At 68.4% G+C, this 20,991-nt stretch carries 19 protein-coding genes and 1 tRNA gene; 10 read left to right on the top strand and 10 right to left on the bottom strand.

Annotated elements, in window-relative coordinates; genetic code table 11:
- Positions 1-984 (top strand): methylmalonyl Co-A mutase-associated GTPase MeaB, encoded by a 984-nt coding sequence (gene meaB / locus ACY48E_RS06530; RefSeq protein ID WP_462871327.1) that lies wholly within the window; start codon positions 1-3, stop codon positions 982-984.
- Here the strand turns inward: meaB and ACY48E_RS06525 are convergent, their stop codons facing one another.
- From ACY48E_RS06525 to ACY48E_RS06505, 5 genes are all read right to left on the bottom strand, one after another.
- Positions 985-2,049 carry a nucleoside hydrolase gene (locus ACY48E_RS06525; protein ID WP_462871326.1) on the bottom strand — a complete coding sequence of 355 codons (1,065 nt, stop codon included), beginning with the start codon at positions 2,047-2,049 and terminating at the stop codon, positions 985-987.
- Entirely contained in the window at positions 2,016-2,804 is a 789-nt protein-coding gene (gene heR, locus ACY48E_RS06520; RefSeq protein WP_462871324.1) for a heliorhodopsin HeR, read from the bottom strand. The genes ACY48E_RS06525 and heR overlap by 34 nt, the downstream gene beginning before the upstream one ends.
- 2 nt (positions 2,805-2,806) lie before the next feature.
- On the bottom strand, positions 2,807-4,090 hold the full coding sequence (locus ACY48E_RS06515; protein ID WP_462871322.1) for a saccharopine dehydrogenase family protein: 1,284 nt from the start codon (positions 4,088-4,090) through the stop codon (positions 2,807-2,809).
- Positions 4,091-4,116: 26 nt separating this feature from the next.
- Positions 4,117-5,598: an SDR family NAD(P)-dependent oxidoreductase gene (locus ACY48E_RS06510; RefSeq protein WP_462871320.1), complete on the bottom strand. Its 1,482-nt coding sequence runs from the start codon at positions 5,596-5,598 to the stop codon at positions 4,117-4,119.
- A 91-nt stretch (positions 5,599-5,689) separates the two neighbouring features.
- Positions 5,690-5,775, bottom strand: a tRNA-Leu gene (locus ACY48E_RS06505).
- A gap of 129 nt (positions 5,776-5,904) precedes the next feature.
- Here ACY48E_RS06505 and ACY48E_RS06500 point away from each other — a divergent pair.
- Positions 5,905-7,254, top strand: a complete 1,350-nt coding sequence (locus ACY48E_RS06500) for a M20/M25/M40 family metallo-hydrolase (protein WP_462871319.1) — start codon at positions 5,905-5,907, stop codon at positions 7,252-7,254.
- Positions 7,255-7,263: 9 nt separating this feature from the next.
- Here ACY48E_RS06500 and ACY48E_RS06495 read toward each other — a convergent pair whose 3' ends face one another.
- Genes ACY48E_RS06495 through ACY48E_RS06485 form a run of 3 tightly spaced genes read right to left on the bottom strand, consistent with a single transcriptional unit; the run spans position 7,264 to position 9,713 of the window.
- On the bottom strand, positions 7,264-8,343 hold the full coding sequence (locus ACY48E_RS06495; protein WP_462871318.1) for a quinone-dependent dihydroorotate dehydrogenase: 1,080 nt from the start codon (positions 8,341-8,343) through the stop codon (positions 7,264-7,266).
- A complete protein-coding gene (locus ACY48E_RS06490; protein ID WP_462871317.1) occupies positions 8,343-8,600 on the bottom strand; it encodes a DUF5703 family protein in 258 nt (85 codons plus the stop codon). The genes ACY48E_RS06495 and ACY48E_RS06490 overlap by 1 nt, the downstream gene beginning before the upstream one ends.
- 54 nt (positions 8,601-8,654) lie before the next feature.
- Positions 8,655-9,713, bottom strand: a complete 1,059-nt coding sequence (locus tag ACY48E_RS06485; RefSeq protein ID WP_462871316.1) for a YncE family protein — start codon at positions 9,711-9,713, stop codon at positions 8,655-8,657.
- Between the two features lie 83 nt (positions 9,714-9,796).
- On the opposite strand from ACY48E_RS06485, the gene ACY48E_RS06480 reads away from it, so the two are divergent.
- The 5 genes from ACY48E_RS06480 (at position 9,797) to mshC (ending at position 14,210) form a co-directional block, all read left to right on the top strand.
- Positions 9,797-10,642, top strand: coding sequence for an undecaprenyl-diphosphate phosphatase (locus ACY48E_RS06480; RefSeq protein ID WP_462871523.1), 846 nt, complete (start codon positions 9,797-9,799; stop codon positions 10,640-10,642).
- An 11-nt stretch (positions 10,643-10,653) separates the two neighbouring features.
- On the top strand, positions 10,654-11,370 hold the full coding sequence (locus tag ACY48E_RS06475) for a histidine phosphatase family protein (protein WP_462871315.1): 717 nt from the start codon (positions 10,654-10,656) through the stop codon (positions 11,368-11,370).
- 114 nt (positions 11,371-11,484) lie between these two features.
- Positions 11,485-12,078: a DUF3090 domain-containing protein gene (locus ACY48E_RS06470; protein ID WP_462871314.1), complete on the top strand. Its 594-nt coding sequence runs from the start codon at positions 11,485-11,487 to the stop codon at positions 12,076-12,078.
- A 10-nt stretch (positions 12,079-12,088) separates the two neighbouring features.
- A complete protein-coding gene (locus tag ACY48E_RS06465) occupies positions 12,089-12,919 on the top strand; it encodes an SCO1664 family protein (RefSeq protein WP_462871313.1) in 831 nt (276 codons plus the stop codon).
- Positions 12,920-12,956: 37 nt separating this feature from the next.
- Entirely contained in the window at positions 12,957-14,210 is a 1,254-nt protein-coding gene (mshC, locus tag ACY48E_RS06460) for a cysteine--1-D-myo-inosityl 2-amino-2-deoxy-alpha-D-glucopyranoside ligase (RefSeq protein WP_462871311.1), read from the top strand.
- An 11-nt stretch (positions 14,211-14,221) separates the two neighbouring features.
- On the opposite strand, the gene ACY48E_RS06455 is transcribed toward mshC, so the two are convergent.
- Positions 14,222-15,382: an MFS transporter gene (locus ACY48E_RS06455; RefSeq protein WP_462871310.1), complete on the bottom strand. Its 1,161-nt coding sequence runs from the start codon at positions 15,380-15,382 to the stop codon at positions 14,222-14,224.
- Positions 15,379-16,281 (bottom strand): PAC2 family protein, encoded by a 903-nt coding sequence (locus tag ACY48E_RS06450; protein ID WP_462871309.1) that lies wholly within the window; start codon positions 16,279-16,281, stop codon positions 15,379-15,381. The genes ACY48E_RS06455 and ACY48E_RS06450 overlap by 4 nt, the downstream gene beginning before the upstream one ends.
- 42 nt (positions 16,282-16,323) lie before the next feature.
- On the opposite strand from ACY48E_RS06450, the gene metH reads away from it, so the two are divergent.
- The 3 genes from metH to ACY48E_RS06435 are packed head-to-tail and all read left to right on the top strand — an operon-like array spanning position 16,324 to position 20,962.
- The gene (metH, locus tag ACY48E_RS06445) at positions 16,324-19,908 is read left to right on the top strand and encodes a methionine synthase (RefSeq protein WP_462871307.1); all 3,585 of its coding nucleotides are present in this window, start codon (positions 16,324-16,326) and stop codon (positions 19,906-19,908) included.
- Positions 19,909-19,949: 41 nt separating this feature from the next.
- Positions 19,950-20,702, top strand: a complete 753-nt coding sequence (locus ACY48E_RS06440) for an HAD family hydrolase (RefSeq protein WP_462871305.1) — start codon at positions 19,950-19,952, stop codon at positions 20,700-20,702.
- Complete coding sequence (locus tag ACY48E_RS06435; RefSeq protein WP_462871304.1) at positions 20,681-20,962, top strand: phosphoribosyl-ATP diphosphatase; 282 nt, start codon at positions 20,681-20,683, stop codon at positions 20,960-20,962. The genes ACY48E_RS06440 and ACY48E_RS06435 overlap by 22 nt, the downstream gene beginning before the upstream one ends.
- The last annotated feature ends 29 nt before the right edge of the window (positions 20,963-20,991 follow it).

Genomic DNA, 20,991 nt, shown 5'->3' with positions numbered 1-20,991 from the left:
ATGGCGACAGCCCCCGACGTCGCGGCCCTGGCAACCTCGATCCGAAACCGGGACCGCTCGGCTCTTGCTCGCGCGATCACGCTCGTCGAATCCACCCGCGCCGATCATCGTGACCGCGCGCAGGAACTGCTGCTGCACCTGCTGCCGTTCGCCGGTGGGGCCCATCGAGTCGGTATCACCGGGGTTCCGGGTGTCGGCAAGTCCACGTTCATCGACGCTCTGGGATCGATGCTCATCGAGCAGGGCCATCGTGTGGCGGTGCTCGCGGTCGACCCGTCGTCGACTCGAACGGGTGGTTCCATCCTGGGCGACAAGACACGCATGGCGCGCCTCTCGGTCGCCCCGAACGCCTACATCAGGCCGTCGCCCACCTCGGGCACTCTGGGCGGCGTCGCCAAGGCCACGCGCGAGACCATCGTGCTGCTCGAGGCGGCGGGATACGACGTCATCCTCGTCGAGACGGTCGGGGTGGGACAGTCGGAGGTGACCGTGGCCGGCATGGTCGACTGCTTCTGCTTCCTCACCCTCGCCCGCACCGGCGATCAGCTGCAGGGGATCAAGAAGGGCGTGCTCGAGCTCGCCGACGTGGTGGCGGTGAACAAGGCCGACGGCAAACATCTCACCGAGGCCAAGGGTGCTGCCCGCGAACTCGCGGGGGCGCTGCGACTGATCTACCCGCACGATGCGCTGTGGACCCCGCGGGTGCTGACGATGAGCGCCCTGGAGGGCTCCGGGCTCGATTCGTTCTGGGATGCGGTCTGCGAGCATCGTCGAGTCCTCACCGAGGCCGGCGAGTTCGAGGCCGGTCGACGACGACAGCAGGTGCAGTGGACGTGGTCGATGGTCCACGACCAGCTCCTGCGGCGCCTGGCCGGCAATGCCGCGGTCGCCGCGGTGCGCGCCGATGTCGAGAAGCGCGTCGCCGACGGAGAACTCACCGCGGCGCTCGGCGCACAGGAGATTCTTGCCGCGTTCGACCGCTGATCAGAGCTCGGACGCGTAGGTGCCGACCGTGTCGAGAAGATGATCGAAGAACGCGTCCGGCTGCGTCGACACCGCGATCGCCGCATTGGGGGAGCGTCCCCAGAACCCGCGTCGATCGGCGACCGTGGTTCCGCGGGTGAGCGTTCCCGTCAGTTCGACGTCGACGGTCGCCGTCTCGTAGCGGGCGATGGTCGGGTTCAGAGCCACCGCAGCGGCGAACGGATCGTGCATGTGCGCGAGATAGCCCTCACCCTGCGCGAGATGAAACTCCATGTAGAAGCGAACAGCGTCGGTCAGGTGCCGCACGATCGGCTTCGACGCGGTCGAGCGGGTGCCGGGCTCGTCGGCGGCGGACAGGTGCTCGATCGGTTCGCTACCTGCGATCTCGGCCAGCTTCGCCAGGTGCCGGGGGTGCATTTCGATGGTCTCGGTCAATCCCAGCGAGCACAGGATCGGTAGTCGATCCGGGTCCGCGCCGTCGAAAGCCGCGAACACCTCCTGCGCGGCCTCGGGATCGACCGCGACGTTCCACTCCGAGGTCGGTGTCGTGTTGCCCGGGTGATCGAAGGATCCCCCCATCACCACCAGACGTCGCAGCAGCGACGGCAGCTCGGGGTCCTCCCGGATCGCCAGCGCCAGATTGGTCAGGGGTCCGGTGACCAGCCCGACCACTTCACCGGGAGCGGCCCGCACGGTCTCCGCCCAGGCACGTGCCGCACTGCGCGACGACGCCGTCCGGCGCGACGGCGGCAGTTCGGCGTATCCGACGCCGCGCGGACCGTGGGTGTCCTCGGTGGTCATCAACGGGGCCACGAGGGGACCCTCCGCGCCGCGCGCGACCTCGATGGGCGGGGCCCCGCAGACATCGAGCCAGCGCAGATTGTTCTCGAGGACCTGCTCGGTGGGCACATTTCCTGCTGTGCAGGCCAGCACCGCGATCTCGGCGACGTCCTGGCGGGCGAGGAGATAGAGCAGCGCTAGCGAGTCGTCGATCCCGGTGTCGACGTCGACCACGAGGGTGGTTCGCGAACTCACTGCGCGAGCGACCCCGCGAAGATCTGCCATGCCAGCGCAGACTTGGCCACCAGGCTCAGCACGAGATACGACCGCTCGCCGAACGCGTAACTCCGCCACGGGCCGATCCGCCGATACTGCAGCCACTGGTTCACCGCGAAGCTCGCGAAGAAGATCAGGAGCGAGATGAAGATCCACACCACGAACGTGGGCAGGTTGCTGCCGACGCCGACGAAGTTGATGACGATCGCCACCCACGGCGCCGATCCGGCGACGGTGCCGAACCAGAAGGGCAGCATGGTCGTCGACGTGCGGCCGGGTGGATTGAGCCGCTCCTGCAACCAGCCGAAGAAGATCATCGCCACGTTCGACCCGATCACGGTGACCACTGTCGAGATGCCGGTGAGCCCGAAGTAGAAGCCGATGAGCACCACCATGATCGTTGCGCTGATCGAGTACTCGGCCCAGCGGAAACGGTTGATCCCGGCGCGCAGGTCCCGCTCGTAGACCGACCGGCCCACCGATGCGGTGAGGAGGTGGTCGATCGCGGCGAGCGCGAGGAACACCGCCACGGCGCCGGCCACCGAGACCGAGAACAGGTCCGACGGTGCCGGCACCGGAGTTCCGGGTGGGCCGACGGGATACGAGGAGGTGACCGTGATGGCAAACCCGTTGGCAAGCGCGATCACGGCAACGGCCTGGACCGCGTGCAGCACCGTCAGTGCGACATTCCATCGGAACAACGACGTCAGTGCGGACTCGGTGACACCCTCGGCGACCGCCGGAGAAGAAGACGCTCTCGACATGGTCACACCCGCTCAGCCGTGAGCTCGACGCCGGCTCCGCGCAGTCGGGTGACGAACGCATCACCGATCCCCGAGGCGGGCGTCAGTACCCCGCCGCCGAAGCTGGGCAGCTCGTCGCGGTTGTGCACCAGGGCCAGTGCGGCTTCACCGAGCATCACCGCCGTCGCGGCGTATCCGGGATCGCCGGAGGCCTTCACCCGCGTTCTCCATCGGGTACCCGTGGTGGTGAGGGTGTAGATGTCGCAGATGAAGTACCCGCTGCGCCGCGTCTTCTCGCTCGGCCCCTCGCCGGGCGAGGGCAGGATGCGGTCGAGGACCCAGCGGGTGGGGCCGAAGGCCATCCCGGCGACCACTGCTGTCACGGCGCCGCCGACCAGCGGTGCCACCACACGGCTCAGCGCCGAAGACCCGACGTTCATCGCCTCGCCATACCGGAAGGACTTGCCGTAGGGGTACCCGAGCACGGCATTGGTGCGCCGGACGACGCGAGTGTTGTACGAGCCCATGAAGAACGGTGCCTTCCACCCCTCCAGCGACGGGTGGATGTCCGAACCCTTGACCGTGGCGCTGTCGCTCTGGCGGCCGAGGTCCGGTTCGGCGTCGCGGTCGGGCGTGAGGGAGTACGGACTGGACGCGACCCGACGCGCCGCCGGGTCGCCGACCATCACGTCGACCTGCTCGCGGAGCGAATCGATCGTGCCGCCGCTGACACCGCCGCTGGCCGAGGTCAGGATCAGGGTGGTGTCGGTCAGCTCCCCGTCGCCGGCCGCGTGGACGGCCGAGAACAGCACGTGGACACCGATATCGGAAGGGACGGAATCGAACCCACACGAGTGAACGATGCGGGCGCCGGTGGCGTGGGCGAGATCGTGGTTGCGGTCGGCGCTCTCCCGCGCGAAGAGCACTTCGCCCGTCAGGTCGACGTAGTCGGTGCCCGCCGCCGCGCAGGCGTGGGCGAGCAGGTGACCGTACTTGGCGTACGGGCCCACGGTGGTGACCACGACACGGGTCGAGCCGACCAGCTGCGCGAGAGCATCGGCATCGTCGGCGTCCGCGACGATCAGCGGCCAGGAACCCGCGCCGGGGATTCGGGCCCGTACGGTCTCGAGTTTGGTGCGCGAGCGTCCCGCGAGGGCAATACGGGTGCCCTCCGGCGCGGTGGACGCCAGGTGCGCTGCGGTCAGTTCGCCGACGTATCCGGTGGCCCCGAACACGACGATGTCGTGGTCGAGGTCCGAGATCTCCTCGGGGTCGGGTTCGGGCGCGGTGGACGACGATGCAGGCATACCTAGACCCTAGAACGAACGCGCGATCACCAGGGCGACGGCACGTAATCCTTGAGGAACTTGCCGACGATGTCGATACCCGCCTCGCCCTGAACGATGGGGTCGTACACGCGGGCCGCCCCGTCGACGAGGTCGAGGGGTGCGTGGAATCCCTCCTCCGCCAATCGCATCTTCGTCGGGTGCGGACGTTCGTCGGTGATCCACCCGGTGTCGACGGCGGTCATGAGGATGCCGTCGGTGGCGAGGTCCGCGGCCGACGTGCGTGTGAGCATGTTCAGCGCCGCCTTCGCCATGTTCGTGTGCGGATGGCCGGATCCCTTGTATCCACGGGCGAACTGCCCTTCCATCGCCGAGACGTTGACGACGTACTTTCGTCGCGCCGCCGAGGCGGCGAGTGCGGGTCGCAGACGCGACACCAGGATGAACGGTGCCACGGAGTTGCACAGCTGCACCTCGAGCAACTCCAGCGGGTCCACCTGGTCGACCGTGTGGATCCAACTGTTGGTCGCAGCGAGGTCGGGCACCAGACCACCGGCGTCTATCGCCACGCCGTCGCGGAGCCGTTGCCGCGAGGCCGATCCCGCGATTCGAGCGAGCGCGGCGACATCGGACGGGCTCGGCCCGGTGGGGACAACCGAGGCGGGCACCGATTCCAGGGGCCCCGCGAGAGCCGCAGGATGGGCGTCGCTGGTGACTCCGAGCGAGACGATCTCCACCGGGGTGATCTCGAGCGGCTGCGACTCTGCCCGCGCCAGAGCCGAATACGAGCCCGCCGAGCGTTTGACGGTCTGAGCGGCGTTGTTGATCAGGATGTCGAGCGGACCCTGCTCGGCCACCGAATCGGCCAGCGCGACCACCTGCGCCGGGTCACGGAGATCGATGCCGACCACTCGCAGCCTGTGCAACCACTGATCGCTGTCGGGCATGGCCGCGAAACGCCGCACCGCGTCGCGGGGAAACCGCGTGGTGATCGTGGTGTGGGCCCCGTCGCGCAGCAATCGCAGCGCAATGTACATACCGATCTTGGCGCGACCGCCGGTCAACAGGGCGCGCCGCCCCCGCAGGTCGGTGTGGGCCGCACGCTTGGCGTGATGCACGGCCGCACACGACGGGCACAGCTGGTGGTAGAAGGCGTCGACGTGGGTGTAGCGCTGTTTGCAGACGTAACAGGGCCGAGCGCGCATAAGCGTCCCGGCGTGGTCACCCGGCGCCCGGGAGGTCAGAGCTATCCCGGAGGTCTCGTCGTCGATGCGTTCGGGCGAGCCGGTGGCCGTCGCGGCGATGACGGCGCGGTCGGCGGCGGCGACCTCGTCGCGCCGCGCCCGCCGCCGCTGCTTCTTGACGGCCTTGAACAGCCCCGCTGTCGCGAGCCGCAGCGCAACGGAATCCGGGTGGTCCTCGGCGAGGTCGGCGGCGCGGGCGAGAACGTCGAGTGCGGTGGCGAGATCCTGCGGCGAAATGGGCTCGGTACGCCGGGAAGCGTGCTCGTCACCGAACTCGGTGGCCATCGATACTCGCTCTCGGACGGACTGGGCACTCGGAGGAAGTGCGGGGGATGAACCAGAAGAGCCCCGATTCGGTGGGAATCGGGGCTCGTTGTGTCCGAGGGGGGACTTGAACCCCCACGTCCGTTAATAGGACACTAGCACCTCAAGCTAGCGCGTCTGCCATTCCGCCACTCGGACATTCTGGTACCGCTCGCCAGGCTTCCCGGCGCGAGGGCCAAGGTTAGTCGATAGCTCGCCGCGATCCAAAATGCCGCGTCGAGGCCGGGTTCGTCGTGGTCCGTCGGGCCCGGTGGTAGTAAGGGAGCCGTGAGCACCGCGCAGCCCCACTCGCCGACCATCGCCACCGACGAAGTGGTCGACCTCGTGGCATCTCTCATCCGCTTCGACACCTCCAACACCGGTGAGCCGGAGACCACGGCGGGCGAAGCGGAATGCGCCCGCTGGGTGGCCGCACAGCTCGAGGCCGTCGGGTACGAGACCGTCTACGTGGAGTCCGGGGCGCCCGGCCGCGGCAACGTCTTCGCGCGCCTGGCCGGTTCGGATCCCTCCCGCGGGGCGCTTCTGGTTCACGGCCACCTCGACGTCGTCCCGGCGCAGGCGGCGGACTGGAGCGTGCACCCGTTCTCCGGTGCGATCGAGGACGGTTACCTGTGGGGCCGCGGTGCGGTCGACATGAAGGGAACCGTCGGTATGGCTCTCGCTCTCGCGCGCCAGTTCCGGTCGGCGGGAACCGTCCCCCCGCGCGATCTGGTGTTCGCCTTCCTCGCCGACGAGGAGGCGGGCGGGGCGCTGGGATCGCACTGGCTGGTCGAGCACCGACCGGATCTGTTCGACGGTGTCACCGAGGCGGTGGGCGAAGTGGGCGGGTTCTCACTCACCGTGACCAACCCCGACGGCGACAGTCGGCGGCTCTATCTGGTCGAGACGGCGGAGAAGGGGCTGGGGTGGATGCGGCTGACGGCTTCGGCGCGCGCCGGCCACGGCTCGTTCCTGCACGAGGAGAACGCGGTGACCCACCTGGCCGAGGCCGTCGCGCGAATCGGCCGACATACGTTCCCCCTCGTGATGACCGACTCCGTCCGGGAGTTCCTGGCCGCCCTCTCCGAGGAGACCGGTGTCGAGATCGACCCCGACTCACCCGACCTCGACGGGATACTCGCCAAACTGGGCAACCTGGCCCGCATCGTCGGCGCCACCATGCGTGATACTGCGAATCCGACCATGCTCGCTGCCGGGTACAAGGCCAACGTGATCCCGCAGACCGCGACGGCTGTGGTGGACTGCCGGATCCTTCCGGGACGACGGCCGGCGTTCGAGCGCGAACTCGACGCCCTGCTCGGACCCGACGTGACTCGTGAGTGGATCACCGACCTCGAGCCGTACGAGACCACCTTCGACGGTGACCTCGTGGCCGCGATGGGCGCGGCGATCCTCGCGCACGATCCCGAGGGCCGCACCGTTCCCTACATGCTCTCCGGTGGCACGGACGCAAAGGCCTTCGCCAAGTTGGGGATTCGGTGCTTCGGCTTCGCGCCGCTGCGCCTTCCACCGGAGTTGGACTTCGCTGCGCTCTTCCACGGTGTCGACGAGCGTGTTCCCGTCGAATCGCTGGTCTTCGGCACCCGCGTGTTCGAGCACTTTCTCCTGCACAGCTGAGCGTGGGGCTCAGGTGTGGGTGACCCCGCTGCCGACGGCCTGCGCCAGGGTGGTCATTCCCGATCTCCGCAGTCGCTCGGCGATGCCCCGATTGATCCGTCGGGCCCAGAACGGGCCCCCGTAGATGAAGCCGGTATAGCCCTGCACCAGATCGGCACCGGCCACGATCCGCTCCCACGCGTCGTCGGCGGACTCGATCCCGCCCACCGATATCAGGGCCAGGCGTCCGCCCACCCGGGAGTACAGCCGTCGTAGAACCGCGAGGGAGCGCTCCGCCACCGGCGGCCCGGACAGTCCGCCGGCCCCGATCGCCTCGACGGTCCCTGCGGGGGTGGCCAGGGACGCACGCGAGAGGGTGGTGTTCGTGGCGACGATTCCCGCGAGCGAGAGCTCCACCGCCAGATCGGCGACGGCATCGACATCCTCGTCGGAGAGATCGGGAGCGATCTTCACCAGGACGGGCACCTGTACTTGCGCCATCACCGCCGAGAGGATCGGGCGCAGCGACTGCACCGCCTGCAGATCCCGCAGACCCGGGGTGTTCGGTGAGCTGACGTTGACCACCACGAAATCGCACACCGACCCCAGGGCCCTGGCGCTGCTCGCGTAGTCGGCGGCCGCGAACTCGGGTTCGACCACCTTGGTCTTGCCGATGTTCGCACCGATCGGCACATCCGGCCGTCGACGGGCCAGGCGGGCGGCTGCGGCGACAGCGCCGTGATTGTTGAAGCCCATCCGATTAATCAGCGCACGATCGGCGGGAAGGCGGAAGAGCCGGGGCGCGGGATTGCCCGGCTGGGCCTGCGCGGTGACGGTTCCGATCTCGGCGAACCCGAAACCCAGGGGACCCCATGTGTCGACGCCGGCGGCATCCTTGTCGAACCCCGCGGCCAGGCCGACCGGGTAGGGAAACCGCACTCCGAACACCGTGGACCCGAGGATCGCATCGTCGGTGCAGAGAAGTCGACGCACCAGGCCGGCCAGCGGTCGGGGCTTGGTGACCAGCCGCATCGCTGCGAACGCGAGGTGGTGGATCCGCTCCGGCGTGATGAGGAACATCACACGCAACAGAAGATCGTACGGACGCATCAGCCGATTCCCGCCGGTGGAACCGCGGCAGCGGACTTGCGCCGCCGCAGCAGCACCCGACGGCTGCCATCGGTGTAGAGGCGAACGCGCGAGAGTTCCCACCCGCCGAATTCGGCCGTGATGGCCAGGCGCATCGATGCCGTCACTCGAGTGACGTCCGGTGGTAGGCGCAGCGGCACGTACTCCCAGTCGTCGGACTCGGCTGCCCACCCCTCGGGCAGTGCGCGTGATCGCGGTCCGCGGCGTCGCTCGCTCATCCTCATCCTCCGCTCGGTTATAGGCAGTCGATTCGTTCCACTGGCTGCTCCCACTCACGCGGTCGGTTGTGACGGTACCGCGACGATGCCTCCACCTGCAGCGGAGCCCACGTAGACTCTCCCGCCGACCTCGTCGACCGCCACCGAGTTGGGCTGGGCCACCGTGGCCACCCGCTGTTTCTCCACCGGGATCCCGGTGGAGATGTCGAACGCGACGAGTTGGTTGACGCCGGTGAGGGTCACCCAGACCAGGGATGTGGCGTTGTCGACGGTGACGCCGAACGGTGAGCCGGACACCGGGAACCGCTGGCGCAGAATCAGATCGTTGTCGGTGAAGATCAGCAACTCGTCGTCGGCGGTGTCGGCGACCGCGAGTCGGCCGTCGCGTGCCGCACTCATCGTGGTTGCGCCCTCCCCGGCCCGTAGAGCCGGCCCGAGAGCACTGCGGTCGGTGTTCAGCGAGGTCACCGACGTCTGCCGCCGATCGAGCGCGGTCAGGGCGCCGTCGACGGCCGTCAGCACGTCCGCGGTCACCAGTCCGCGGATCGTCGAGCGCACAGCTCCGGACCCGTCGAGAAGCTCCACCGGGCCGGCGACCGTTCCCACGGCCAGTCCGTCACCGAACGGCACGGCCGACACCGCCCCGGAGGCGACCGGCGTCGAGGCGGCCCTCGCGGTGCGCACATCGATCGTGCTCACTCCCGCGGACGTGGTCACCAGCACCGTTCCATCGCGCCCGGCCGACAGAGAGGTACCGGGTGGGTCGAGGGTCACCGTGCGTGCGGGCCCACCGGTCGGTGCTGCCCCGAGCAGGTAGAGCGAGGTACCGCGCGCGTCGAGCGCGGCCACTGTGCGCGTCGACTGGTCGACCACCACCGCCGAGACACTCACACCCGGCAGGACGACGCTCCCCGCCGCCGGAGCGGCCGTGGGTGGCGAGGCCACCGGTGTCTGAGGATCGCGGGTCGGCAGGGACGACGGGTCCGGCGACGACGAACACCCCGCGGTCAGGGCCAGCGCTGTGATGGTCGCAGCGGCCGACTTCCACCACGCCGACCGTCGACGCGCCGACGCCACTCGAAGGGACTGCTCGAACCGCCTGGACCGATGCACCTGCACCACACGACCTCTCCGCGGGTCACGCGACCCACTACCGGACTGCCTGCGACCGATCCCTAGTACCGTCTGCGCACGTGATCGTCGAATCGATGTCGTGGGCGCAGGCGCTCGTTCTCGGTGCAGTCCAGGGTCTCACGGAGTTCCTGCCCGTCTCGTCGTCGGCACACCTGCGCATCGTCTCGCAGGTGTTCTTCGGCTCCGATGCCGGCGCGTCCTTCACCGCCGTGACACAGCTCGGTACCGAACTCGCGGTGCTGCTGTACTTCGCGCGCGACATCGCGCGCATCGTCCGAGCCTGGGTCGGCGGCCTGTTCGACCGGAGCAAACGGGGCGAGCTCGACTACCGCATCGGGTGGTACGTGATCATTGCGACGGTGCCGATCGGAGTGCTCGGGTTTCTGTTCAAGGACGAGATCCGCACGGGTGCCCGCAACCTGTGGCTGATCTCGTCGATGCTGATCATCTTCGCCCTGGTGATCGCGCTGGCAGAAAAGGTCGGTCGCCAGGACAGGCCCATCGAGCAGATCACCACTCGCGACGGCCTGGCCATGGGTTTCGCGCAGTGCCTGGCGCTGATCCCCGGGGTGTCCCGCTCGGGAGCCACGTCCAGCGCCGGCCTGTTCCTCGGTCTCGAACGCCAGGCTGCCGTGCGATTTTCGTTCCTGCTCGCCATCCCGGCGGTGACCGCCTCAGGCCTGTTCTCCCTGCCGGATGCGTTCGCGCCTGCGGGTGAAGGTCTCACTGCATCGGGACCGCAGCTTCTGGTGGCCACGGTGGTCGCCTTCGTACTCGGCTACGCATCGATCGCCTGGCTGCTCAGGTTCGTGGCGTCGAACTCACTGAACTGGTTCGTGGGCTACCGCATCGTGGTCGGTGTCGCGGTGATGGTCCTGCTGGCGACCGGCACGGTCTCGGCCACGTAGGGTCGGCCGGTATGACGGTGATCCTGCTTCGACACGGCCGTTCGACGTCGAACACCGCCCACACACTCGCCGGGCGATCGGAGGGTGTGGAACTCGATCCGACCGGTCTGATCCAGGCGCAGACGCTGGTGGATCGACTCGCCCCACTGCCCATCGTGGAGATCGTCCGGTCCCCTCTGCTGCGATGCGCACAGACGGTGTCGCCCCTGGCGGTCAGCCGCAACCTGGAACCGGTCGTGGAGGACTCCATCGTCGAGGTCGACTACGGCGAGTGGACGGGGCGCGCGATCAAGGACCTGGTGGCCGAACCACTGTGGAAAGTGGTGCAGCAGCATGCATCCGCCGCCGTGTTCCCGGGCGGGGAAGGGCTGGCCGACGTGCAGCGACGGGCGGTGCGTGCCGTTCGTGAGCATGATCGGCGCCTTGCGGAGCAGCACGGGAAAGACGTGCTCTGGGTCGCGTGCTCGCACGGCGACGTGATCAAGTCGGTCGTATCCGATGCGCTCGGCGCGCACCTGGACTCGTTCCAGTCGATCGTCGTCGAACCCGCGTCCATCAGCATCGTGCGGTACACCGAAACACGCGCGTTCGTCCATCGGGTCGGCGACACCGGCGGTGACCTGTCCGCGTTCGTTCCCAGCGAAACTGCACCCGCAACGACATCTGAAGAGTCCTCTGATCAGGGAGAACAGTCCTCCTCCGATGCCGTTCCGGGTGGCGGGACGTGACGGTGCCCGCCCGGACGAGCCTCGAGGTCTCCAGGATGCGCGAATAATGGGGTCCACGCCCCGCATCGCGCTCCGGTGCCGGTCCCAGATCATTACAGCGCCAGGGAGGTGAGCGTGCCCCGAGCCATCCATGTCTTCCGCACTCCCGACCGCTTCGTGGCAGGAACGGTCGGAGAGCCCGGCGAGCGCTCGTTCTACCTCCAGGTCGTGCACCAGGCACGGGTGGTCAGCGTTGCGCTCGAGAAGCAGCAGGTCCAGGTCCTCGCCGACCGCGTGGGCCTACTTCTCGACGAAGTGGCGCGCCGTTTCGGAGCCGACGTGCCCGGCGCTCCCACCGCCGACGTCGACGTCGACCCGCTGATCATGCCCATCGAAGCAGAGTTCCACGTCGGGACCATGGGCCTGGGGTGGGACGCCGAGGCCGGCGCCGTGGTGGTGGAGCTGCTCGCGATCACCGAGACGGAAGTGGACGAGTCGGTGGTGCTGGACGACACCGACGACGGTCCCGATGCAGTTCGCGTGTTCCTCACCCCCGATCAGGCGCGCGGGTTCACCGCCCGGAGCGAGCGAGTGATCGCCGCAGGGCGTCGACCGTGCCCTCTGTGCCAGGAGCCGATCGCAGCCTCCGGCCACGTCTGCGTGCGGACGAACGGATACCGTCGCCGATCTCTGCCGACCGCCGAGCCCGAGTTCGGCGACGACACGTGAGGGCACGCGCGTGATCGACGACGACACGGACCTGCTCACGCACGGAGAGCTCGACATCGTCGGACGTGTAGCCGTGGCGAGCAACGCCACCCTGGTCTGCGACATCGCACGCGAGCGCGGCAGCGAGGGTGACGTGGGTGCCGAGGGGCCGCTGAGGTGCGTGTACAAGCCGATTCGGGGTGAGCGGCCGCTGTGGGACTTCCCCGACGGCACGCTCGCCGGCCGCGAGGTCGCCTCCTACCTCGTCTCCGACGCGCTGGGCTGGGATGTGATCCCCACGACCGTGCTGCGCGATGGTCCCCTCGGCCCGGGAATGGTGCAGAGGTGGATCTACACCGTAGAGCGGCATCCCGAGGAAGGCACCGCGCTCGATCTCGTGGACCTGTGCCGACCGGACCTTCTGCCGACCGGCTGGCTGCCCATCCTGCGTGCGTACGACGAGCGCGGCGACGAGGTGACGCTGGTGCACGCCGACGACCCTCGGCTGATGCGAATGGCGGTCCTGGACGTGATCATCAACAACGCCGATCGAAAGGGTGGCCACGTCCTCGAGGGTCTCGACGGGTCCGTCTACGGGGTCGATCACGGGATTTGTCTGCACGGGGAGAACAAGCTGCGCACAGTGCTGTGGGGTTGGGCCGGGCGGGCCATAGACGACGCACTGATGGCCGACGTGGCAGATCTCTCCGCGCTACTGGACGGTGAACTCGGCGAGCGCCTGGCCGAGCTGATCACCCGAGCCGAGGTTCGCGCGTTGGCCGAACGTATCGGCGATCTTCTCGCCAGGCCGGTGATGCCCGGTCCCGACCATGGGCGACCGATTCCGTGGCCTGCGTTCTGACGCGGACCCCTCCAGCGCGCTGTGTACGCTCGCCTGCATGAAGGCGTGGCCCGAGATCGACGTTCCCACGGTTCCCGGAGCAGGCCCGTCCTTGCGGCTCCACGACACTGCCGACGGCGCGGTCCGACCGCTGACCCCGGGCGACGTCGCCACGATGTACGTGTGCGGGATCACTCCATACGACGCAACACATCTCGGCCACGCCGCCACCTACGTCGCATTCGACTCGGTGAATCGGGTGCTGCGCGACCTCGGCCATGACGTCCACTACGTCCAGAACGTCACCGATGTCGACGACCCGCTGTTCGAACGCGCGGCCCGCGACGGTGTCGACTGGCGTGATCTGGGGCAGCGCGAGACCGACCTGTTCCGCTCCGACATGACGGCACTGCGCGTGATCCCTCCGCGTGACTACGTGGGCGCGGTGGAATCGGTGGGCGAGGTGGTCGAGTTGGTCGGCCGGCTGCTCGAGTCCGGGCACGCGTATGTCGTGGACGATCCGCAGTTCCCCGACGTCTACTTCCGTGTCGACGCCACCGAGCAGTTCGGCTACGAGTCCAACTACGACCAGGCAACAATGGAGGCCTTCTTCGCCGAACGTGGCGGCGACCCCGACCGGGCCGGCAAGCGTGATCGTCTCGACGCTCTGCTGTGGCGTGCCCGTCGACCGAACGAGCCGTCGTGGCCCGCACCTTTCGGCGACGGTCGACCGGGCTGGCACGTCGAGTGCGCGGCAATTGCCCTCAACCGCATCGGTTTCGGGTTCGACGTCCAAGGCGGCGGGAGCGATCTGATCTTCCCGCACCACGAGTTCTCGGCCGCTCACGCCGAGGCCGTGACCAGCGGTGATCGCTTCGCTCGGCACTACGTTCACACGGGCATGATCTCGCTGGACGGGGTCAAGATGTCGAAGAGTTTGGGCAACCTGGTGTTCGTCTCGACACTGCTCGCCGACGGCGTGGAGGCCGGGGCCGTTCGACTGGGGATCCTGGCCGGGCACTACCGCGAGGACCGGCCCTGGTCGCCGCAGGTCCTCGAGGACGCGCAGGCGCGGTTGGACCTGTGGCGCAGGGCAGTGGGCCTCGAGGCCGGGCCGTCCGCCGTCGACACCATTGCCCGCGTCCGCCGCCACATGGCCGACGACTTGAACTCCCCGCGTGCTCTCGACGCCGTCGACGCGTGGGCGCGCGACGCGCTCGCGGTCGGCGACGGCAACGTCGGCGGATCGGACCCCTCCGCACCGAGAGCGGTGTCCACCCTGGTCGACGCTCTTCTCGGCGTGGCCCTCTGACCGGGCGCGTGTCAGGCGTCGGCCCGCTCGCCCGAGCGGGACGTGTGCGGCATGAGAGCCGGGGCGAGCAGCGCCAGAGCCAGCGCAGGCGCCAGGAACGCAACGGCTGGGTGAACCCCGTACAGAGGAGTCAGTGCCAGCGGTGAGAGTGCGGCGCCGCCGAACCGGAACGCCTGAACCACCGAGACCGAGCCACCGGAGTTGGTGGAACCACCTGCGAGCACCGCAGCATTGACGCCGACCAGGACGAACTGTGACGCAACACCGGCGAGCATCCAGGCCGCGGCCACCACGACCAGGATGTTCACCGTTCCTGCAGCGGCCACCAGCGCTGCTCCGCACACGGCGCCGACGATCACCGTGCGTCTCGCACCGATCCGGTCGATGAGTGACCCCACCGGACGTGCTGCCAAGACCCCGGCGACACCGAACCCGGTCAGGAGCAACCCACGCGCCCCGGGGGAGAGGGCGAAGTAGTCCTGCGCCCGATAGGCCACCAGGAATCCCAGACCACCCAGCGCACCCCACCCCAACAGTGCGACCATGCCGATCCGAAACACACGCGTGGTCAGTGCGTCGCGCAGGCGAGGTGCCGACTCCCCGGTCGAGGGGGTTGTGGTGATCCTCGGCAAGCCGGCCGCGCCGAGTACCGCCGAGGCGGCCGCGAGAATCCAGAACGCCAGCCGCCAGTCGAATTCCGCCGCGATTCCGCCCACCAGGGGTGCAACGGTGGTCCCCGCGGCCTGCAGGGCACCGAAGGTGCCGAGCACCCGTCCGAGCTTCTCACGCGGGGTGATCAGGGCAAGGGAGGCCAGCAGCAGCGGCGAGGTGAACGCGTTCGCACAACCCTGCATCACCCGGCCCACCAGTACGGTCTCGAGATTCGGGCCGAGAGCGCACACCGCGGACGCGACAAGGTAGAGCCCGTACGCGATCCGCACGGTGCGCATCCGACCCCAGCGTGTCCCGAGAGTTCCCGAGACGAGCATCATCGCGGCGAAGGGCAGCAGGTACGCGGTGAGTGTGATCGACGCGGTCTGGGCGGTGACACCGAGGTCCGCGCCCATCTCCGGGAGCATCGACGAGACCACGCCCCCGCCGAACGGTCCGAGGAAACCGCCCACGTAGAGGGCGACGACGCGAAGGCCGTGTGCCCGGTTCGGGGCCGTCACAAGCCGAAGCTGCCGGGACCTCGTCGACGCAGATAGCGCTCGAACTCCGCTGCGAGCGCGTCTCCGTCGACCTTGGCGACGGCGTCGGACATGTCGACCTCGGCGTCGCCGCGTTCCTCGAGGGAACGCACGTAGTCCGAGATCTCCTCGTCGTCCTTGGTCATCTCGGTGACGCCGAGTTCCCACTCCTCGGCGCGCGCGGTCAGGTCACCGAGTGGCACCTCGATATCGAGTACATCCTCCACGCGCTGCAGGAGCGCGGCGGTGGCCTTCGGATTCGGCGGCTGGGAGACGTAGTGGGGGACCGCGGCCCACAGGGACACCGCGGGGATCCCGGCCCGTACGCACTCGTCCTGCAGAACCCCGGTGATCCCGGTCGGTCCTTCGTAGCGTGTCTGCTCGAGGTTGAATTGCTGGGCAGCCTCGACGCTGTAGGCCGTGCCGGTGACCGGGACAGGTCGGGTGTGCGGAGTGTCGGCCAGGAGCGCACCGAGAATGACCACGGTGTCGACCCCCAGTTGCTCCATGAACTCGAGCAGGTCGTCGCAGAAGCTGCGCCACCGCATGTTCGGCTCGATGCCGCGCAGGAGAACCACATCACGGGTGCTACCGGGGGGTGAGCACACCGACAGACGGGTCGCGGGCCACTCGATCTCGCGAGCCACACCGTCGACCTGCCGCACGGTCGGTCGATTGACCTGGTAGTCGTAGTAGTCCTCCGAGTCGAGTTCGGCCAGCGGATTCGCGTCCCAGGTCATCTCCAGGTGCTCGATTGCTCCGCTGGCAGCGTCCCCGGCATCGTTCCAGCCCTCGAACGCCGCCACGAGAACCGGACGACGCAGGGTGGGAACCAGCGCGTCATCGTCGGTCTCGGCCGTGGGGCTCTGCGGATCACTCACCCGCACAGACTACGACCACACCCTTCCCACTACTCTGGACACATGCCAATCGCCCCCCGGAACGACCGTGTCGGCACCGGTTTCCTCGACGCACTCGCACGGCGGGTGGTGGTCGGCGACGGGGCGATGGGAACGATGCTCCAGGCTGCGGAGCTGAGCCTGCAGGACTTCCTGGGTCTCGAGGGATGCAACGAGATCCTCAACGACACCCGTCCGGACGTCCTCGCCGACATTCACCGGGCCTACTTCGAGGCCGGCGCCGACGCGGTCGAGACCAACACCTTCGGATGCAACCTGCCCAATCTGGCCGACTACGACATCTCCGACCGAATCAGGGAGCTCTCGGAGAAGGGCACTGCCATCGCCCGTGCGGTGGCCGACGAGATGGGTCCCGGGCACGACGGGATGCCGCGCTTCGTGCTGGGTTCGGTGGGACCGGGCACCAAGCTGCCGTCACTGGGCCATGCACCGTTCCGCGCACTGAGCCAGGCCTACCGCGAGTGCGCACTGGGCATGATCGAGGGCGGCGCCGACGCCGTCCTCATCGAGACCTGCCAGGACCTTCTGCAGGTCAAGGCCGCTGTGCTCGGTACTCAGGACGCGATGGAATCCACCGGTCGCACCGTGCCGATCATCACCCACGTGACCGTGGAGACCACGGGCACCATGCTGCTCGGATCGGAGATCGGCGCGGCGCTGGCCGCGGTCGAACCGCTCGGTGTCGACGTGATCGGTCTGAACTGCGCGACGGGTCCGGCCGAGATGAGCGAGCACCTGCGGCACCTGTCGCGGCACTCGACCCTTCCGGTATCGGTCATGCCCAACGCCGGGCTGCCGGTTCTGGGGCCGAACGGCGCGGTGTATCCGCTGACACCCGAAGAACTGGCCGAGGCGATGAGCACGTTCGTCGCCGAGTACGGGCTGGCATTCGTCGGTGGTTGCTGTGGCACCACGCCCGAACACATTCGGCAGATGGTCTCCGCCGTCCGCGCCACCGAGCGCGCCCGCCGTTCGCCGGCCCCGGAGAACGGCGTCTCGTCGCTCTACGTCTCGGTGCCGTTCGAGCAGGACTCGTCGATCCTGATGATCGGCGAGCGGACGAACTCCAACGGCTCCAAGGCTTTCCGCGAGGCGATGCTCGCCGGCGATCATCAGCGGTGCCTCGACATCGCCAAGGACCAGACCCGCGACGGCGCGCACATGCTCGACCTCAACGTCGACTACGTCGGCCGCGACGGCGCGGCCGACATGGCCGCGCTGGCGAGCCGCCTGGCCACCGGGTCGACACTGCCGATCATGCTCGACTCCACCGAACCGGCCGTACTCGAGGCGGGGCTCGAGCACCTCGGTGGCCGCAGCGCCGTGAACTCGGTGAACTACGAGGACGGCGATGGGCCCGACTCGCGCTTCCAGAAGATCATGCGCCTGGTCAAGCGCCACGGGGCCGCTGTGGTCGCGTTGACGATCGACGAGGAGGGCCAGGCCCGTACCGCGGACTGGAAGGTCCGCATCGCCGAACGCCTGATCGCCGACATCACGCAGAACTGGGGTATTCCCGAGAACGACATCATCATCGACACGCTCACCTTCCCGATCTCGACCGGGCAGGAGGAGGTGCGCCGCGACGGTATCGAGACCATCGAGGCCATTCGCCGGCTCCACCGCGATCACCCCGAGGTGCACTTCACACTGGGCATCTCGAACATCTCGTTCGGTCTCAATCCGGCTGCTCGACAGGTTCTGAACTCGGTGTTCCTACACGAGTGCACCGAGGCGGGCCTCGACACGGCCATCGTGCACGCCTCGAAGATCCTGCCGATGGCGAGAATCCCGGACGAGCAGCGCGAGGTGGCGCTGGATCTGGTCTACGACCGTCGGCGCGAGGGCTACGACCCGCTGCAGCGACTGATGGAGCTGTTCGAGGGGGTCTCCGCGGCGTCGGCACGCGAGTCGCGGGCCCAGGAGCTCGCCGCACTCCCGCTGTTCGAGCGACTCGAGAGGCGCATCGTCGACGGCGAGCGCGCCGGGCTCGCCGACGATCTCGACGAGGCCATGACCACCACCCCGCCCTTGACGATCATCAACGACACGCTGTTGTCGGGGATGAAGACCGTGGGCGAGCTGTTCGGTTCGGGGCAGATGCAACTGCCGTTCGTGCTGCAGTCGGCCGAGGTGATGAAGGCCGCTGTGGCACATCTCGAGCCCCACATGGAGGCCAGTGACGAGGACGGCAAGGGTCGAATCGTGCTGGCGACGGTGAAGGGCGATGTGCACGACATCGGCAAGAACCTCGTCGACATCATCCTCAGCAACAACGGGTACGAGGTGATCAATCTCGGCATCAAGCAGCCGATCTCGGCGATCTTGGACGCCGCCGTCGACAAGCGTGCCGACGTGATCGGGATGTCCGGGTTGCTCGTGAAGTCGACGGTGGTGATGAAGGAGAACCTGCTCGAGCTCAACTCCCGCGGAGTGGCCGAGCAGTTCCCCGTGATGCTGGGCGGAGCCGCGCTCACCCGCTCGTACGTCGAGAACGATCTCAGTGAGGTCTACGACGGCGACGTGCGGTACGCGCGCGACGCCTTCGAGGGTCTGCAGCTGATGGACGAGATCATGTCCGCCAAACGGGGCGGAGCACCCGAGGTGGACTCCGAGGCGGCACGTACTGCTGCACGCAAGGCCGCCGAACGCAAGGAGCGTCACGCCCGGTCGGCGCGAATCGCCGCCCAACGCAAGGCCGATCACGACGACGTCGTGGTGCCGGCGCGGTCGGATGTGGCCGCCGACATCGAGGTGCCCACACCGCCGTTCTGGGGTACGCGCGTGGTGCGCGGTGTCTCGCTCGCCGAGTACTCGGGTCTGCTCGACGAGCGCGCACTCTTCCTGGGCCAGTGGGGTCTTCGCGGCGCCAGGGCGGGGGAGGGACCGTCGTATGACGACCTGGTCGAGAGCGAGGGGCGCCCCCGACTACGGTACTGGCTCGACCGCCTGAGCACCGACGGCGTCCTCGCGCACGCGGCGATCGTCTACGGGTACTTCCCGGCGGTGTCCGACGGTGACGATGTGATCGTGCTCGAGTCGCCGGAACCCGATGCCCCCGAACGGTTCCGCTTCACCTTCCCCCGTCAGCAGCGTGGCAGGTTCCTCTGCATTGCCGACTTCGTCCGATCCCGGGAGGCGGCGCGCGCCACCGGTCGGGTCGACGTGTTCCCGATGAACCTGGTGACGATGGGCCAACCCATCGCGGACTTCGCCAACGAACTGTTCGCGTCGGACTCCTACCGCGACTACCTGGAGGTGCACGGTATCGGTGTTCAGCTGACCGAGGCTCTCGCCGAGTACTGGCACCGTCGAGTGCGCGAGGAACTCGCGTTGCCCGATGGCCGCCATGTGGCGGACGACGATCCGAGCGAGGTGGACGGGTACTTCCGGCTCGAGTACCGCGGGGCGAGGTACTCCTTCGGCTACGGCTCGTGCCCCAACCTCGAGGATCGCGTCGCGCTGGTGAAGCTGCTCGAACCCGAGCGGATCGGGGTGACGCTCTCCGAGGAACTTCAGCTGCACCCCGAGCAGTCCACCGACGCCTTCGTTCTCCACCATCCCGAGGCGAGCTACTTCAATGTCTGACGCACGCCGATGTCCGACACACACGCCGATGTCTGACACACATGGGTGCTGATGGTTCGAGGCCCGAGCTGCGCGGGGTGCTGTTCGACATGGACGGCACGCTGCTGGACTCGGAGAAGCTCTGGGACGTCGCGGTCTACGAGTTGTCGGCCGATCTGGGTGCGGAGATGACCCCGCAGGTGCGCCGCTCGACGCTCGGGAACTCGATGATGGGAGCGTTGCGCATCGTCCATGAGCACGCCGGCCGACCGACCGGGCCGGAGCACCTCGAGGAGAGCGCCGCACGGCTCCGCACCAGGGTCGCCGAACTGTTCGGCGAAGGCCTGCCGTGGCGTCCGGGCGCCGAGGACACCCTCGACCGGGTCGTCGAGTCCGGGCTTCGTACGGCTCTGGTCACCAACACCGAACGTGCGCTCACCGAGCTGGCGCTCGACACCCTCGGCCGTCACCGATTCCATGTCACCGTCTGCGGTGACGAGGTACGCGCCCCCAAGCCCGAGCCCGAGCCCTACCGTCGCGCCGCGCAGCTGCTGGGCATCGAGACATCCCACACGCTCGCGATCGAGGATTCACCGACCGGAGCGCAATCCGCGGACGCTGCGGGATGCGTGGTCCTGGCCGTACCGTCCGACATCGACATCCCCGCCGGACCACGTCGACTGCACCGAGCCACGCTGGACGGGCTCACGATCGACGACCTGCACGATGGATTCGCCGTCGTCGCCGCCGGAGCTGGAGCAGGGGCACGGAACACGAGCGGCGGAGCCGCGGCATGGAACAATCGTCGCCCGTGAAGAATTTCGAGTCCCTGTTCGCCGAACTCACCGAGCGCGCGGCCACGCGACCGGCCGGGTCGGGCACGGTCGCCGCCCTCGATGCGGGGGTGCATGCGCAGGGCAAGAAGATCCTCGAGGAGGCCGGGGAGGTGTGGATCGCCGCCGAGCACGAATCGGACGAGGCCCTCGCCGAGGAAATTTCACAGCTGCTGTACTGGGTGCAGGTCCTGATGGTCGGTCGAGGCCTGACTCTCGACGACGTCTACCGACACCTGTAGATCGGTCCGCTCCTCCCGCCGTGCCGAAC

It is taken from the genome of Rhodococcus sp. AZ1 (genome assembly GCF_054979605.1).
Note: the sequence above shows the minus strand (reverse complement) of the source record. Positions and strands in the feature narration are given on the sequence as shown.

Excerpts from the sequence above, each read along its gene's own strand:
- meaB (WP_462871327.1), top strand. The coding sequence starts at position 1 with ATGGCGACAGCCCCCGACGTCGCGGCCCTGGCAACCTCGATCCGAAAC.
- ACY48E_RS06525 (WP_462871326.1), bottom strand. The coding sequence starts at position 2,049 with ATGGCAGATCTTCGCGGGGTCGCTCGCGCAGTGAGTTCGCGAACCACC.
- heR (WP_462871324.1), bottom strand. The coding sequence starts at position 2,804 with ATGTCGAGAGCGTCTTCTTCTCCGGCGGTCGCCGAGGGTGTCACCGAG.
- ACY48E_RS06515 (WP_462871322.1), bottom strand. The coding sequence starts at position 4,090 with ATGCCTGCATCGTCGTCCACCGCGCCCGAACCCGACCCCGAGGAGATC.
- ACY48E_RS06510 (WP_462871320.1), bottom strand. The coding sequence starts at position 5,598 with ATGGCCACCGAGTTCGGTGACGAGCACGCTTCCCGGCGTACCGAGCCC.
- ACY48E_RS06495 (WP_462871318.1), bottom strand. The coding sequence starts at position 8,343 with ATGCGTCCGTACGATCTTCTGTTGCGTGTGATGTTCCTCATCACGCCG.
- ACY48E_RS06490 (WP_462871317.1), bottom strand. The coding sequence starts at position 8,600 with ATGAGCGAGCGACGCCGCGGACCGCGATCACGCGCACTGCCCGAGGGG.
- ACY48E_RS06475 (WP_462871315.1), top strand. The coding sequence starts at position 10,654 with ATGACGGTGATCCTGCTTCGACACGGCCGTTCGACGTCGAACACCGCC.
- mshC (WP_462871311.1), top strand. The coding sequence starts at position 12,957 with ATGAAGGCGTGGCCCGAGATCGACGTTCCCACGGTTCCCGGAGCAGGC.
- metH (WP_462871307.1), top strand. The coding sequence starts at position 16,324 with ATGCCAATCGCCCCCCGGAACGACCGTGTCGGCACCGGTTTCCTCGAC.
- ACY48E_RS06440 (WP_462871305.1), top strand. The coding sequence starts at position 19,950 with ATGGGTGCTGATGGTTCGAGGCCCGAGCTGCGCGGGGTGCTGTTCGAC.
- ACY48E_RS06435 (WP_462871304.1), top strand. The coding sequence starts at position 20,681 with ATGGAACAATCGTCGCCCGTGAAGAATTTCGAGTCCCTGTTCGCCGAA.